Source organism: Streptomyces sp. NPDC048192, from assembly GCF_043202415.1.
Classification (GTDB): domain Bacteria; phylum Actinomycetota; class Actinomycetes; order Streptomycetales; family Streptomycetaceae; genus Streptomyces.
The window spans coordinates 46,711-61,733 of the sequence record NZ_JBIDAL010000018.1; the positions used below are offsets into that span (position 1 = coordinate 46,711).

At 71.2% G+C, this 15,023-nt stretch carries 14 protein-coding genes; 5 read left to right on the forward strand and 9 right to left on the reverse strand.

Translation table 11 applies throughout. The features are described 5' to 3' along the window. Positions 1-248 precede the first annotated feature (248 nt). A complete protein-coding gene (locus tag ACGFZN_RS32205; RefSeq protein WP_393861983.1) occupies positions 249-908 on the forward strand; it encodes a response regulator in 660 nt (219 codons plus the stop codon). A 37-nt stretch (positions 909-945) separates the two neighbouring features. Here the strand turns inward: ACGFZN_RS32205 and ACGFZN_RS32210 are convergent, their stop codons facing one another. From ACGFZN_RS32210 to ACGFZN_RS32235, 6 genes are all read right to left on the reverse strand, one after another. Continuing rightward, positions 946-1,308 carry a response regulator gene (locus ACGFZN_RS32210; RefSeq protein ID WP_393861984.1) on the reverse strand — a complete coding sequence of 121 codons (363 nt, stop codon included), beginning with the start codon at positions 1,306-1,308 and terminating at the stop codon, positions 946-948. 62 nt (positions 1,309-1,370) lie between these two features. Then, positions 1,371-2,423, reverse strand: a complete 1,053-nt coding sequence (locus ACGFZN_RS32215) for a PAS domain S-box protein (protein ID WP_393861985.1) — start codon at positions 2,421-2,423, stop codon at positions 1,371-1,373. Positions 2,424-2,574: 151 nt separating this feature from the next. Next, a complete protein-coding gene (locus ACGFZN_RS32220) occupies positions 2,575-2,940 on the reverse strand; it encodes a LuxR C-terminal-related transcriptional regulator (RefSeq protein WP_393861986.1) in 366 nt (121 codons plus the stop codon). 477 nt (positions 2,941-3,417) lie between these two features. Further along, positions 3,418-4,749, reverse strand: a complete 1,332-nt coding sequence (locus ACGFZN_RS32225) for a CHASE3 domain-containing protein (protein WP_393862111.1) — start codon at positions 4,747-4,749, stop codon at positions 3,418-3,420. A 174-nt stretch (positions 4,750-4,923) separates the two neighbouring features. After that, positions 4,924-5,328: an SsgA family sporulation/cell division regulator gene (locus tag ACGFZN_RS32230; RefSeq protein WP_393861987.1), complete on the reverse strand. Its 405-nt coding sequence runs from the start codon at positions 5,326-5,328 to the stop codon at positions 4,924-4,926. A 437-nt stretch (positions 5,329-5,765) separates the two neighbouring features. Next, positions 5,766-6,914, reverse strand: coding sequence for a glycoside hydrolase family 3 N-terminal domain-containing protein (locus ACGFZN_RS32235; RefSeq protein WP_393861988.1), 1,149 nt, complete (start codon positions 6,912-6,914; stop codon positions 5,766-5,768). Between the two features lie 385 nt (positions 6,915-7,299). On the opposite strand from ACGFZN_RS32235, the gene ACGFZN_RS32240 reads away from it, so the two are divergent. Further along, positions 7,300-8,109, forward strand: a complete 810-nt coding sequence (locus ACGFZN_RS32240; protein WP_393861989.1) for a GNAT family N-acetyltransferase — start codon at positions 7,300-7,302, stop codon at positions 8,107-8,109. 47 nt (positions 8,110-8,156) lie between these two features. Next, a complete protein-coding gene (locus ACGFZN_RS32245; protein WP_393861990.1) occupies positions 8,157-8,486 on the forward strand; it encodes a nuclear transport factor 2 family protein in 330 nt (109 codons plus the stop codon). A gap of 7 nt (positions 8,487-8,493) precedes the next feature. Here ACGFZN_RS32245 and ACGFZN_RS32250 read toward each other — a convergent pair whose 3' ends face one another. Further along, a complete protein-coding gene (locus ACGFZN_RS32250; RefSeq protein WP_393861991.1) occupies positions 8,494-9,558 on the reverse strand; it encodes an NAD(+)/NADH kinase in 1,065 nt (354 codons plus the stop codon). A gap of 195 nt (positions 9,559-9,753) precedes the next feature. Here ACGFZN_RS32250 and ACGFZN_RS32255 point away from each other — a divergent pair, with 195 nt between their 5' ends. Both ACGFZN_RS32255 and ACGFZN_RS32260 read left to right on the forward strand, forming a co-directional pair. After that, complete coding sequence (locus ACGFZN_RS32255) at positions 9,754-10,533, forward strand: MIP/aquaporin family protein (protein ID WP_393861992.1); 780 nt, start codon at positions 9,754-9,756, stop codon at positions 10,531-10,533. 97 nt (positions 10,534-10,630) lie between these two features. After that, positions 10,631-13,399, forward strand: a complete 2,769-nt coding sequence (locus ACGFZN_RS32260; protein ID WP_393861993.1) for an AAA family ATPase — start codon at positions 10,631-10,633, stop codon at positions 13,397-13,399. Here the strand turns inward: ACGFZN_RS32260 and ACGFZN_RS32265 are convergent. Together ACGFZN_RS32265 and ACGFZN_RS32270 are read right to left on the reverse strand one after the other, a co-directional pair. Beyond that, entirely contained in the window at positions 13,396-13,965 is a 570-nt protein-coding gene (locus ACGFZN_RS32265; RefSeq protein ID WP_393861994.1) for a hypothetical protein, read from the reverse strand. The two genes, ACGFZN_RS32260 and ACGFZN_RS32265, sit on opposite strands and share 4 nt — an antisense overlap. 69 nt (positions 13,966-14,034) lie before the next feature. After that, positions 14,035-15,018 carry an amidohydrolase family protein gene (locus ACGFZN_RS32270; protein WP_393861995.1) on the reverse strand — a complete coding sequence of 328 codons (984 nt, stop codon included), beginning with the start codon at positions 15,016-15,018 and terminating at the stop codon, positions 14,035-14,037. Positions 15,019-15,023: the final 5 nt, after the last annotated feature.

Genomic DNA, 15,023 nt, shown 5'->3' on the forward strand with positions numbered 1-15,023 from the left:
GTGTGGGGTTGACCCGACAACGGGGGCACCGCACGCACGTGCAGGCGTTGGACACCGGCCTCCGTGACCGAATCAGTTGCCAGTCCCGGCAGAAGGTCGACACTGCCCATGTCACCATGGCTGCTCGACCGAACAGTCACCCGGTGGATGACTTAGCAGGACCTGACTGACGCGGATGTCACATGACTGCCGAGTGACAGCACACATGAAGTCTCACCCGTTCACCAACCGGGGACTAGGATGTTGTCATGAATGAACCCCTGCGAGCGGTGCTCGGAGAAGACCAGGCCATTGTCCGCGAGGGGATCGCGACCATCCTGCGCAATGCCGGCATCACCGTGATCGCAGCGGTGGACAACGCGGTGGACCTCGTCCGCGTCGCCAAGGAGCAGCGTCCGGATGTCGTGATCACCGACATCCAGATGCCCCCCAACCTCGCGGCGGACGGTCTGCAGGCCGCACAGGAGATCCGCAGCGCGCAGCCGGAGACCGCGGTCATCGTGCTCTCCCAGTTCCTCGACGCCTCCTACGCCCTGGATCTGGTCGGCGACGATCCGAGCGGCGTCGGCTATCTGCTCAAGGAGAAGGTGGCGAGCCCGCAGGTCCTGACCGATGCCGTGAAGCGGGTGGTCGCCGGCGGATCGGCTCTCGACCCGGATGTGATCTCCACCCTGGTCGGACGCAAGCGCAAGGAGGATCCGCTGGCGGCGCTGACGCCCAAGGAGAAGGAGGTGCTGGCGCTGATGGCCGAGGGCCACTCCAACTCCGGCATCGCCCGCAAACTCGTGGTGACCGTGCCCGCGGTGGAACGCCATGTCACGGGGATCTTCATGAAACTGGGGCTCAGTCATGCGACGTCCAGCCAGCACCGCCGGGTGCTGGCCGTGTTGCGCTACCTCAAGCAGTAGGCGTCTCGCCGGCTGCTCGACCGCCTGAGCCCCCGGCTCAGGCGGTCCGGCTGAAAATCGACTTGAGGTCGGCGTCGAACAGCCGGTCCTTGGCGATGAAGGAATCGACCCCGGCCTCCCGCAGCTCGTCCGCGGACCAGAACGACTGCTCGGTGGAGGTCAGCACGATCCGCGGCGCCTGTTCCTCGCCGCGCAGCATGCGGGCGACGGCCACCCCGTCCTGATCGGGCAGATGCAGGTCCAGCAGCAGACCGTCCGGCCGGTGTTCACGCACCGCCGCCAGGGCCGACGCACCGTCATCCGACTCCGCGACGACGTGCAGACCGCGCGCCGTCAGCAGCGTCTTCGCGATGCGACGGAACCCAGGGTCGTCGTCGACGACCACGATGTTGACGGACATGTTTCCCAGCATGCCCGGTACCTCATGGCCCCGGCCATAGGGGCAGCCCCACGGTTTGCCGCTCATCGCGGTACCGGAATCTCCGCGCGCACCGAGGTGCCACGGCCCGGTGGCGAGTCGATGGCGAGGACTCCGTCGAACGCTCCCACCCGGTCCCCGAGGCCGGTGAGGCCGCTGCTGCCCGTGTCCGGGGAGACGCCTCCGATGCCGTCGTCGGCGACCTCGATGCGCAGCGCTTCCTTCAGCTGGATCGATATGCGGATCTGCGACGCGTTCGCGTGCTTCACGGCGTTGGTCAGCGCCTCCGCGATGACGAAGTACGCGTTCGACTCGACCTCGGCCGGCAACCGGTGCGGGTACGCCCCCTCCACGGTCGTCGGCACCGGGCAGCGCTCGGCCAGCGACTCCACCGCCGCCATCAGTCCCTTGGCCTGCAGGACGGAGGGGTAGACGCCATAGGACAGCTCCCGCAGCTCGTCGATCGCGGTCTGCGCGTCGGTGATGGCCTGGTCGAGGAGCGCGGTGGCGTCGGCGGCCGAGTCCGGCAGCAGATCGCGGGTCAGGCGGAGTCCGATCAGCAGGCTGACCAGCCGCTGTTGCGCGCCGTCGTGCAGGTCGCGTGCCGTCTGCCGGCGCACCGACTCGATGCTCTGCATGATCCGGCGCTGCGCGGCCCGTGACTCGTCGGCCCGGATGCGCGCCGCGTCCCGCTCCCGCCGTGCCCGCTCCAGCTCGCGGTTCTCGGTCGCGTCGAAGAAGGAGTAGACGACTCCCCGCCCCTCCGGCAGGTCGATGGGCGCGGCCCACCACGAGGCGGGGAAGAAGGAGCCGTCCCGCCGCTTGAACCACTCGTCGTTCCCGTGGGCAGGCACGCCTGTGGTGGCCGGCCGGAGCATCGGGCACTCGGAGGCGGGAAAGGGCGTGCCGTCCGGGCGGTCGGGGTGCAGGGTCTGGTGGCTGGAGCGGCCCACCAGTTCCTCGGCGTCGTCGTAGCCGAGCGCCGCCACGCCCGCCGGGTTGGTGTAGAGGATGCTTCCTCGGTGGTCGACGACCCAGACGACCTGCGAGACGCTGTCCAGGATGTCGGGCAGGACCTTACGGATCGACGGTTGCACGCTGGGAACTCCCCGATCAGCCGTTGCAGCGCCTGTCGCCCTCTTCCCGCTCAAGAAGCACAGGTCTGACACATGACTCGCCGAGTGTACTTTAAACGTACAGTCGGACCCGTGACATTGATGTCAAGTGTTTCTCATGGTTGACCACGCGCTACTGCGACAGCGCGTGCCGCAGGGTTGCGCGGGACGTGATGCCGAGCTTGGGGAAGACGCGGTAGAGGTGGGTGCTCACCGTGCGGTGGGAGAGGAAGAGCCGTTCGCCGATCTGCTTGTTCGTCAGGCCCTCGGCAGCCAGCAGGGCGATCTCCAGCTCCTGGGCCGTGAGGCTTTCGGTGCCGGTGCCCTCGGCAGCCGGAAGCGACTGGTTGCGGCCGGCTGCCCGCAGTTCGGCGCTGGTCCGGGCGGCCCAGGGGCCTGCTCCGAGCCGCTGGAAGACGGTCAGCGCGGCCGTCAGCCGGGACCGCGCCCCGGCCGGATCGCCCAGGCGCCGCAGGCGCTCGCCGTAGAGGAGCTGCACGCGGCGTGGTCGAACGGCCAGTGGTGGGCGCCGGGGGTCGACACGGCGCGTTCGAAGAGGGCGGGGGCGTCCTCGTCCGTCGCTACGAGCGCTTCTGCGGCCAGGGTGAACAGGGTCGTCCGCGGCCTTGGCGACGAAGTCCCGCACCCTGCGCAGTTCTTCTTCGCGGCCGTACAGGTACGGTGCTCCGCTCCAGTGGTCGTGAGCGTCGCGTTCCGGCAGGGCCGGCGACCGCGTGGCCGGCTGGTCCATCGCGCCCTCCCCCTCATAGCGCCCGGGTCATGAGGGCGGGCCGACACGAGCACCCCGCCGCCCGCCTGACGCCGGTTCGGCCGTGCAGCGATATCCCGCGCATGGTACTCGACCAGGTGAGAGCGCCCCGGAGCGCCGAGCGGAGGGCTCGGCTGCGAGGTGGCCGGCACCGGCTCACCCGTCGAAGGTCCGCTGGAGCCGGTCTGATCGGTCTCGCTCGCGGTGTCACGGTGTGACGGGGATCCGTACGAGGACCGAGGTGCCTTCGCCGGCGGGCGATTCGATGGCCAGCGTGCCGTCGAACGCCGCCACGCGGTCTCTCAGCCCGGTCAGCCCGCTGCCCGGCGCAGCCTGGGCCACCCCGCCGACGCCGTCGTCGGTGACGCGGATGTCCAGCGCCCCGTCGGTGAGTTCCAGAGAGATGTCGATACGGGACGCCTGCGCGTGCTTGACGGCGTTCGTCACGGCCTCCGCCACGATGAAATAGGCGTTGGACTCCACGGCGGAGGCCAACCGCCGGCCGCACTTGTCGTCGAGGACGGCGGGTATCGGACAGCGGGACGCCAGATCCTCCACCGCTCCCGCCAGCCCCTTGACCGTGAGAGACAACGGGTAGATCCCCCGCGCGAGTTCCCTCAGCTCGTCGATCGCGGTCTGGGCGTTGGCGATCGAGTCCTCCAGCAGCTCGGTCACGGGCGAGTCCTCGTCGGGAACCATCTCGCGGGCCAGCCGAAGTCCGATCATCAGGCTGACGAGCCGTTGCTGCGCCCCGTCGTGCAGGTCGCGGGCGGTGCGGCGATGCACCTCTTCGACGCTCTCCATGATGCGCCTGCGGCTGTCCTGCAGGGAGGCCGCCATCGTGTTGAAGGACCTGCCGAGGGCTCCGATCTCCGCGACCTTGCTCGGGGTGATCCGCACGCCGGTATCGCCGTCCGCAAGCCGCTGTGCCGCCGCGGCCGCCCCGCGCACCGGCCGGACGACGGCGCGGTGCTGGAGCACGGTGAAGGCGGCCACCAGCGCGATCGATGCCGCCAGACCCACGCCCGCGGCGATCACCGCCCGGTGCCCGTTGGCCCCGGCAGCGTCCTCCCGCGCGGCGAGCTGGGCGCGTTCGTCGGCCATGTAGCGGTCGAACCGGGCGCGCAGCGCATCGACGCGGCGCTTGCCCTCACGTGTCCACGCGGGTCCGGAGGCGGCGGGGTCGCCTCGCCGGACGGCCTCGACCAGCGGGACCGAGTAGTCGTTCACATACGACTCGACGCCCCGCGCGATCCGCGCGGCGGCACGCCGCTGATGGGCCGAGGTGGTGCTCTCGGTGAACCGCCGCGTCTCGGCGGGAAGTTCCTTGCGTGCCTCGTCCCAGGGCTGGAGGAACTCCTCCTGCGCCGTGATCACAAAGCCTCGTTGACCCGTTTCGAGGTCCAGCAGCAGTTGTTCCATGCCGCCCGCCTCGACCAGGGCCGTCCGGGAGGCGCGTCTCGCGGACGTGGAGTCGTTGGCATCGTCGATCGCCCACAGCAGGACGGCGAACGCGACGCCTATCAGCAGGGCCAGCAGGCTGCTCGCCGCGACGGTGACGCGCGTCAGCCCCAGTCGCCGGCCTGCGTGCCACGGTCGTACTCTCATGCTCCGCCCCACGGTGAAAGGCATGGGAACGCCTTGTGTCTTCAGTGAGTAAGGTGTCTGTGCGTGGTGCCGGCGAATCAAACGACGTGACTTGACGAGTCGGTCTCATTCGATCAGGTGGGTAAGCTGGTCCCACTCCGCACCGGTCGCTTCCTCTCCTTCCGGCACGAGGCGATAGGTTTCCAGAAGCCACTCGGTGATGGGCTCGGACCGCATCTCGAAGAGAGCGGTGTGGGGGGCACGGCCCACTTCCAGCCACAGGAACCAGCAGTCCGCCCCGCCGCTCTCCGGCCACACGCTGACATCGCCCTGGCCGGCGCGTCCGGCCAGTCCGTCGGCGAGCAGTTCCCGCGAGAACACCCATCGCACCGGTTGCTCGCCCTCCGAATCGAGGATCAGCGTGATGGCATAGGGGTCCCGCACGTCATAGGCGAATTCGCAGGAAATCTGCACCGGAAGCCGTTTGGCGATCCAATATGTGGCGGCAGTGGTGAGGTGCGCCTTCCTCATTCCGTCCACCCCCATGCAGATGAGAAATAGAGGTCGTCATTCGGTGTTTCCGGCTGATTCATCTGCTCGCTTCCCGTTCCTGGGACAGGGGCGGCCCCACACCCCCCGTTCCGCTTCTTCAGCATGGCGGACCGTCGCGCGGCATTCCCATACGTCAAGTGACGGTGATGACCGCCCGGCCATGCCCCGGTACCGGGGCATGGCGGGACCGCTGCGGGCCGCTCCGGCCGCGCGGCCCCATCCGAGGCCTCGGAACCGCCGGCAGCTCCCCTGAGTGCAGGCGTGAGCGGGCACGGGCGGCGGCTTCGGGCACGGTGAGGTGCCGGCCGTCGCCCCGGCCGTCGGTCGGCAGCCGGTCTGCGGTCGGTCAGCAGCCGGGCTGTCGTCCCGCCGCCGACCAGCCCCTCAGTTGCCCAGCCGCTCAGCCGCTCAGCCGCTCAGCCGCAGCTGAGCAGTCCCGCGCCGGCCTTCGCCGTGAGGATGCGGTGCACGCTGTCGGCGACGGCGGCGCGGAACGCCGCGTCCTTCTGCACGCGGGCGCCGACCGCCTGCACCATCGCCGGAAGGGTGGACGGCTTGACGGTGAGGATCAGGTTGCCGCCCGCCGCGAGGAAGTCCACCGCGCGCTGGGCCGGTGTGAACTTCTGGACGGCGACGGCCTGTCCGAGGTCGTCGGAGATGACGACGCCCTTGAAACCGAGCTGGGTACGCAGCAGCTTGCCGATCACCGTGGGTGAGAACGCCGCGATGTGGTGGGAGTCGATCTTCGTGTAGGTGGCCAGGGAGACCATCACGAACGGCGAGCCCGCCTTGACCCCGGACTTGAACGGCGTGAGGTCGGCACTGGTGGTGGTCGTGACGGAGTCGACCACGTTCGCGGTGGTGTCGGTGTTGCCGGTCACCCGGCCCAGTCCGGGGAAGTGCTTGAGCGTGGTCAGCACATGGGCCTGCGCGAAGCCGGCGGCGAACGCCCCGCTGTGCGAGGTGACGGTGTCGGGCGTGTGGCCGTACTCGCGGTAGTAGCGCCCTATGGGCCCGTTGCGCGTGCCGAGGCTCGCGGGCACCACGTCCGCGACGGGGGCCAGGTTCAGGTCGACCCCGGCGGACTTGAGCTCGGCCGCCCAGCCCGCCGCGCGGCTGCGCAGCGTGGACGTCGACCAGCCGCCCTGGGTCAGTGCGGCCGGGATGGTCGAGAAGCCCGGGCCGTTCAGCACCTGGACCTTGCCGCCCTCCTGGTCGGTGGAGACCAGCAGCCCCACCTTCCGGCCGGAGACCGTGTCCGCCTGGGCGCGGACGCCGTCCACCACCTTGCGGGTGGCCTTGGTGCCGGCGCTGCTCCGCCCGGTCAGCATGACCGAGCCGACGTGCTGGGCGCGGAGCGTGTTCAGGTCGGTCGTACTGGGACGGGCGGCCGATATCCCGCCCATGAAGAGCTGTCCTATGCGCTGTGCCTGGGTCATGCCGTTGTAGACGCGGTCGGCGCAGGTGGTCGCGGCGGCGGCCGGGGAGGCCGTCACGGAGGGCACCGGGCGTACGGCCTGCGCGTGCGCGGCGGGCTCGCCGCAGACAGCCGCGGCCAGCATCATGCTGACGAGAGGGACACCGGTACGCAGAGCAACCGGACGGGAAGCTCCGGGACGGCGAAGATGTGCTCTCATGCAGGCGCTCCTGTCCGGGAAAGAAGACGGGCGGCTGGTGGGAAGACGGCCGGCCATGCGATCGCCGGCCGCTGTCGGCCGCCGCACGGCCCCCGAGCGGGCGGCAGGTCCTGCGCCGTACACGCTACGCCGTACCGTCCGGAGGCGCGCGCCTTGTGCGGGAGCGAGGATGTTCGTGCTGGTGGGGCTGCGGTGGGCGTGGCCGGACGCATACGGTTGGGACACACTTGATATCAGCACCCGGTAAAGTATGAGTCATATAGGTGCGGTGCTCACTTGAGTTCCGCGCGGGGATCCGTCGAAGGTGACTCATATGGTGGTGACGCCGAGCCGGGAAGAAGCGGCACAGCCCTCCACCGGGGCGGACGTCCCGGATCTGGCACGGGTGACCGCCAACTTCCGCCAGTACCTGATGGGATGGGGAACCCAGGAGCGGACGCGGGGAGATGTGGACCGCTACCGCAGCGGGCTGGCCCAGGCCCAGTTCAACGGCGTGGTTCGCCTGAGGTCCCTTGACGTCGTGGAGAAGTCGCTGGCCGCCGCCCGAGCACGCCTCGCCGGCGTGCCCTGGTGGTGGTGGGTGGGCCCGGACAGCCCGGCGGGGACCGTCTCCGCGCTGGCCTCGCTCGGCTTGGTGTCCCTGGGCGCCGTACCGCTGATGACCCGGTCCCTCGACAGCCTGGAGGAGACGGAGGAGCCACCTCCCGGGCTGCGGATCGAGGAGGTACGGGACACGGACCGGCTCAGGGAGCTGGTGCGCGTCTACAGCGCCTCGATGGGGGTGCCCCCGGCTCTGGAGGACGGCGTGGTGCGCGTCGAGGCCGGGCGCACCGACCTCGCGGACGTCGTGCGCCTCGCCGCGGTGCTGCAGGGACGGGTGGTCGGTACGACGGTCGTCATGATGGCGCACAAGGTGGCCGGCGTCTTTCTGGTCCATGTCGCGCGGGAGCACCGCCGGCGCGGCATCGGCGGCGCGCTCACGGCGGCGGCCCTGCGCGCCGGGCGGGAACGCGGGATGCGGCTGGCCGCGCTCGGGGCCAGTCCGATGGGCGAGCCGCTGTACCGCCGCTTCGGTTTCACCACCGCATCCGAGTACCACCTCTTCTCCGGATCCTCCGACTGACACCGTCCGTGCCCTGATGCCGGCTTTCGACCTGTGAGGTGTTACCCATGACCGACATCGAACTTCCCGACGCCATCCGCGTGTTCATCGAGGCCACCAACAACGGTGACTCGGAGGCCTTCGTGGCCGCGTTCGCACCCGACGCGTATCTGAACGACTGGGGGCGCGAGTTCCACGGCCACCGTGGGGTGGGCGACTGGAACCGGACCGACAACATCGGCGTTCAGGCGCACTTCGACCTGGTCTCGGCCCGGCAGGCGGCCGAGGACGGCCGCTACCTGCTGACGCTGAAGGTCTCGGGCAACGGCTACAACGGCACCGGGCCCATGGACTTCCAGCTGTGCGACGGACTGATCGCGAGCCTGCGCATCAGCTGAGCCACGGTCAGCGGGCGGCGGCCGGCGGGGGCAGCCGCATGCCGACGAGGTCGGGCGGGATCGGCGTCTCGGGCCGGAAGAAGGGTGCCGACGGCCCGTCCGGCGCCGTGGCGGGCGCGTCGGTCAGATGGAATCGGCCCCGGAGCCGGCCGTAGAAGTCGGTGGGGTGCAACCGGATCAGCCGCACCCGGTCGGGGGCGCGGAACACCGCGATCCAGTCACCGGGATCCAGCACGCCGCGCAACTGCCCGTCGACGCTCACCGCCGCCCGTCCGGAGTGGGGCAGGACGCGCAGGGCGACCGGTTCGTCGGGCGCGGCGACGATACTGCGGTCGAAGGTCATGTGCGGGGCGATGGGCGTGAAGACGACCGCGTCCATGTGGGGAGAGAGCACCGGCCCCCCGGCGGCGAAGCTGTAGGCGGTGGACCCGGTGGGCGTGGCCACGGTCAGCGCGTCCGCCGAGTACGACGCCAGCAGTCGCCCGGCGAGGTAGACGCCGACGCCGACCTGCCGGTCACGGGCCAGCTTCTCCAGGACCACGTCGTTGAGGGCGTTGACGTCGAGGGCGACGCCCCAGCCCTGGCCTTCCGTGGTCTCCGGCCTGACGCGCGGGGCGGGCAGCGCGGGCCCTCGGCCGTAGAGCAGCAGGGCCTTCATCTCCGGCGGGACCTCCAGCGGGCGGGAGGCGCGCATGGTGAGCGTCATGCGCTCTTCGACGACGGCGTGGCCCTCGTGCACGGCGTCCAGGGCGGCCGTCACCTCGTCCACCGGCACCTCGGTGAGGAAGCCGACCTTGCCCAGATCGACCCCCAGCACGCTCGCCCCGTTCTTGACGGCGATCCGCGCCCCGCGCAGAAAGGTGCCGTCCCCGCCGAGCGTCACCACGAGGTCGGGGTTGCCGGCGGCCTCGCCCTCCTCCCGGCCGCCGCGCCGCGCATGGTCCTCGGCCCACACGTCGATGTCGGTACAGGGGATGCCGCGGGTCTCGCTCCACCGGTGCACAGTGAGCGCCGCCTCCCGGGCGGCGGCCCGACCCTGGTGTACGACAAGACCGATGTGATGTATGGGCATGCTGACATCATGCAACACAAGCAGCGGGCATGAACGCAGACATGTGACTTCACCAGAGGAACATCCTGCGCGGTGGGCAGGTCGGATCGTGGGGTTGACCCCACGCCACGGCTGGGGCGGGCCCGATTCGACGGCGGCCCACGGACTGCGAGGCTGCCCGTGAGCGACTTCGCCATCACGTACGAGGTGAGCCCCATGAGTGCGTCCGCCCGCCGTCCCGCGGCCGTACCCGCCGGACAGGTGTGGCGCGAGCTGGGCCTCACCACCGTGCTGCTGTTCCTGGTGGTGACCGTCGTCCGCTGGCTGCGGGTCCCCGGGTCCCCCTTGTACATCGGCGATCCGCCGCTCGCTCTCGCGGTGATCGGGCCGGTCGCCGGTCTGCTGATCACCGCACTGATCCTGTCGCCGTGGGGACGCCGCAGCGGCGGGCACATGAACCCCGCCGTGACCGTCGCCGTCTGGCTGATGGACGTCTTCCCCGGGGTGAGCGTCCTGCCCTACGTCGCCGCCCAGTTGGCAGGGTCCCTTCTGGGAGCGGCCTCGGGGCGACTCGTGTGGGGGCCGGCGGTCTCGCAGGTCGGCTACGGCGCCGTGCGGCCCGCCGCTGCTTGGCCGCCGTCCGCGGTGTTCCTCGCGGAGACCGGGTGCATGCTGGTCCTGGTCCTCGCCGTCGGATTCCTGCTGGCCTACCCGTCGTTCGGACGGTGGCTGCCGCACACGGTGGGCGCGTGCGTCGCGCTGATCATCGTGATCCTCGGCCCGCTCAGCGGGGGCTCCGCCAATCCCGCACGGCAGTTCGGGCCCGCGGTGCTGGCGGACCGGCAGACCGACCTGCTGATCTATCTGACGGCGCCCGTCGCGGGCGCCGTACTCGGCGCGTCGGTGCACCATCTGCTCTACCGCAGGTTCCAGCTGCGCGAGCCGCTCACCTACAAGCTGGCCGGCACCGCCGAGGGCGGTGCGGTGAAGCCATGACGCCCAAAGACACCGACATCGGGACATGTGGTTTGGAAAGAACCTGTCGCTGCATATCGGCCTTGATGCCCCGATCGCCCTGAGGCACACTTCACGGGTGATCCAGCCCGGCAACCGACCCGAAGACCTCGTGGGACGCCTGCGGGAAATCGGCCTCCTCCGGGATTTCCTCCGGCAGACCGGAGTGAACGGGGGCGCGCTGCTGCTGTCCGGAGAGGCGGGCGTGGGCAAGACGGCGCTGCTGGAGACGACCGCCGACGCCGCCCGCGCGGCCGGCACGACCGTGCTGCGGGTGACCGGAACCGAGTTCGAGGCCGAAGTGAGCTTCGCCGGACTCAACCAGGCCCTGTTCCCCCTGCTCCCCGCGTTCTCCGAACTGGGCGACGAACACGCCGGAGCGCTGCGGGTCGCCCTGGGGTTCGAGACCGGCACCGCTCCGGACCGGCTCATGCTGTCCAACGCCGTGATCCTGCTGCTTCGCAAAATGGCGGCTCGTACCCCGCTGCTGCTCGTGATCGACGACCTGCCCTGGCTGGACCGGGCCAGCGCGGCGGTGCTGAGCTTCGCGGCCCGCCGGCTCATCGGCAGCAGGGCCGGCCTCCTGGCCGCTTTCCGAACCGGATCGGCCGGCTACTTCGACGTCTCCGGCCTGCCCGAGCTGGCCTTGCGGGCGCTGGACGACGAGGCGTCCGCCCACCTGCTGGCACAGCGCTTCCCCGGCCTCGCCCCCCAGGTCCGCCAGCGGGTGCTCGGCACCGCCCAGGGCAACCCCCTGGCCCTGCTCGAACTGCCCCATGCCCTGCGGGAGTCCGGGCGCGGGCCGGCCGAGCCCGTGCCCCGGATACTTCCGCTGAACCAGCGCCTGCAGGGACTGTTCGCCGACCGGGTCGCGGCCCTGCCCGCCGCCACCCGCGCGCTGCTGCTCACCGCCGCCCTGGAGAGCACCGGCGACCTCACGGTGCTCCAGGCCGCGTCCGGCGCCGGTCACCGGCTGGACGACCTGGCACCCGCCGAGCAGGAGCAGCTCGTGCGGCTGGAAACCGCCCCGCACAAGGTGGTCTTCCGGCACCCGCTGATCCGGTCGGCGGTCGTCGCCGGGTCGACGTCCGCCGAACGCCGGCGCGTGCACCGGACGCTGGCGGAGGTGTTCCGCGACGACCTCGAACGGCGGGCGTGGCATCTGGGCGAGGCCACCGTGGAGCCCGACGAAGAAGTGGCGGCGCTCCTGCAGGCGGCGGCGCGCCGTGTCCGCGAGCGCGGCGACTACCAGGCGGTCATCACCCTGCTGTGCCGGGCCGCCGATCTCAGCCCCGACCCCCATGCACGCAGCAGCCGTCTGGCCGAGGCCGCCTACATCGGGGCCGAGGGACTCGCGCAGGCGAAGACCACCACGGAACTGCTGCAGGGGGTGCGCCGGTCCCACGGGCAGGAGCCGGTGTCGCTGCATTACGCGTCGGCGGCGGCGCTCCAGCTGCTCGAATCGGACGGGCACGTGGACACGGCCCACCGCCTGCTGGCCGCAGCGATCGAGTCGTGGCCGAACCGCGAGGACGCGCACGACCAGGAACTGTTCAACGCGCTGCTCACCCTGGCCCTGGTCTGCCTCGTCGGAGGGCGGGCCGAGCTGTGGGCGGCCTTCCACACCGCGCTGGCCCGGCTCCGGCCCGAACCGCCGGAGCTGCTGGTCCTGGCCCCCGGTCTGTACGCCGCCGATCCCGTGCGCACCGGGGTGCCTCTGCTGCCGCTTCTGGACAGCAGGCTCGCGACGATCCACCAGGAACCCGATCCGACGGTGGTGCAGTCCGTCGCGTCGGCCACGATCTACACGGACCGTATGGCCGAGGTGCGCGAGCCGCTGTGGCGGGCCATCCACCAAGGGCGGGCCGGCGCGCCGGGCAGAAGGCGGCTCGTCGCCCTCATGGACGTGTGTTTCGACGACTTCGTGCGAGGCGAGTGGGCGGAGGCGGGTGAGCTGGCGGCCGAGGGGCTCGCCGTGTCCGAGGAGTCCGGCAGGTTCTTCAGCTACTACTTCCGCTACCAGCAGGCTCTCCTGGCCGCCGTTCAGGGCCGGTTCGAGACCAGCCGGGCCCTTGCCGACCAGATGATCGGCTGGGCCGGTCCGCGCGGTGTGGGCATGGCCCAGACGTACGCCCGCCAGGCCCTGGTCCTGGCCCATCTCGGAGAGGGCGACTACGAGTCGGCCTACCAGCGGGCGACGGAGATCAGTCCCGCCGGAACGCTCGCCTCGCACGTACCGCACAGTCTGTGGGTGGCCCTGGAGCTGGTCGAGGCCGCGGTGCGCACGGACCGCAGGACGGAGGCGGAACGGCACGCGCTGGTGCTGCGCGAGTCCGGCGTCGCCGCCCTCTCGCCCCGGCTGGCGATGCGCGAGGCGGCTGCTGCTGCGCTCGTCGCCTGCGACGGGGCTCCGGAGCTGTTCGAGCGTGCCCTGGGCATGCCCCGGGTGGCCGAGTGGCCCTTCGAAACGGCGCGCGTCCGCCTCCTCTACGGCGAGCTGCTGCGCCGCTCGCGCCTGACGAGCGAGGCGAAGGCCCAGCTCAAGCAGGCGCTCGGCGCCTTCGAGAAGCTCGGCGCCACGCCCTGGGCGGCGCGCGCCGAGCGGGAGCTGAGAGCGGCGGGTCAGGCCACGCGAGGCCTCTCCGGGGTCGCGGGCGCGGCTGCGCTGACGCCCCAGGAACTGGAGATCGCCCGGCTCGCGGCGTCCGGCATGACCAACAAGGAGATCGGCGAGCGGCTGTACATCTCGCCGCGGACGGTGAGCAGTCACCTGTACCAGGTCTTCCCCAAGCTGGGCATCACCAAGCGGGCGGCACTGCGGGACGCGATCGGCAGCGACGACGTCTAGGACGTTCGAGCGCTGCCGGGTCGGCGCTCCGTCCGTGTCCGCAGTTCCGCCAGCCAGCCGTCCACCAGGCGCCGGGCGCCCGCCGGGTCCGCTTCCCGGTGTGCGATGGCGGCGGGGCCACGGGCGGCGAAGCCCAGGAGGGCCCGGGTCCGGCCGCCGCGGGCGAGGAGCAGCCACTCCTGGTACAGGCCGAGGTCGATGCCCTGCGCGAACCAGGCCAGGCGGCTGCCCGGAATGCACTCGCCTACCCGGGCGTGCAACGCCGGCCCGTCCATCCGGTAGACGAACTCGCTGTCGGTCCGCAGCTCCGGCGGCTCGGTGTCCGTCGAAGGTCCGTCGTCGATTCCGGTGAAGTCCCCTTCGCCTCCGCACATGCCGGCCAGGTGCCCGAAGACGGCGTCCGGCCGCGCGTGGATGTCGGTCTCACCGATGGCCCAGAGGTCCGCGAGCTCCGGGGAGTAGCCGATCGGCCAGTGGAGCAGCCGGTGGCCGTCCGGCCGTTCCGGACCGGGCGCGTCGAACACGATCTCTTCCTCCGTGCGGCTACTGGTGACTGCTCGTGCCACCAGGCTTCCCGACCGCGCACGGGCCGGCATCAGTCATTCGACGGGATACGGCCGCCGGCCCGGTCCCCTTCACCGCCCTAGAGCCAGCTCCGGCAGCAACCGCAGCGCGTTGCGGGTGGTCAGCGCGCGCCAGGTGCCGCCCGCCGGCTGCTCGGCGGCGTCCACCGAGGCGATCTGTGCGACCGCGCCGGCGGCCGGGGTCCAGCAGTAGTCGCTGCCGTACAGCAGCCGGTCGTAGCCGAAGACCGAGGCGAGCACCGGAACCTGGTGCGGGAAGGGGCTGCCGGCCATGTCGAACCACAGGCCGCGCAGTTGCTCCTGCGCGGTGGGGCCGTCGTTGGCGCCGATGCCGAAGACCGTGCGGAACAGCTCCATCCGGTCGGCGAGCAGCGGCAACGCGCCACCGCCGTGGGTGAAGACCCACTGGATGCGCGGATGGCGGTGCAGCACCCCGCTGAACAGCAGGTCGGAGACGGTGCGCGCGGAGTCGAAGAGGAATTCCAGCATGGGACGGGGCCTGCCCAGCGAGACAGCCTCGTGGCAGGGCGGTGAGGTGGGGTGGACGAAGACGACGGCGCCGCGGTCGTCGAGTTCCCTCCACAGGGGCTCGAAGAGGGCGTTGCCTAGGTAGGCGCCGCCGTGATGGGTCTCGACGGCGACGCCGTCGGCGGCGAGGACGTCCAGGGCGTGGGCGGCCTCGGCGAGCGCGCCGTCCACGTCGGGCAGCGGCAGGGAGGCGAAGTGGCCGAAGCGGCCCGGGTGTTCGTGCACCACCTCGGCCGCGAACTCGTTGACCCGTCGGCTCAGCCGGCGGGCGGCGCCATCGTCACCGAAGTGGGTGCCGGGGGACGAGACGGACAGCACGCTGGTGCGGACACCGGTGGCGTCCATCAGTTCCAGGTGCTCCGCGGGGGACCAGGCAGGGTATCCCCGCATGCCGTCGGGGAGCAGGTGGCCGGCGGCCCGGGCCGCCTCGACGTAGTCGGGGGTGACGAAGTGGGCGTGGACGTCGATGAGTTGTTCCGCGGTCGCGGTCACGGGGGCTTCCTTCATCTCTG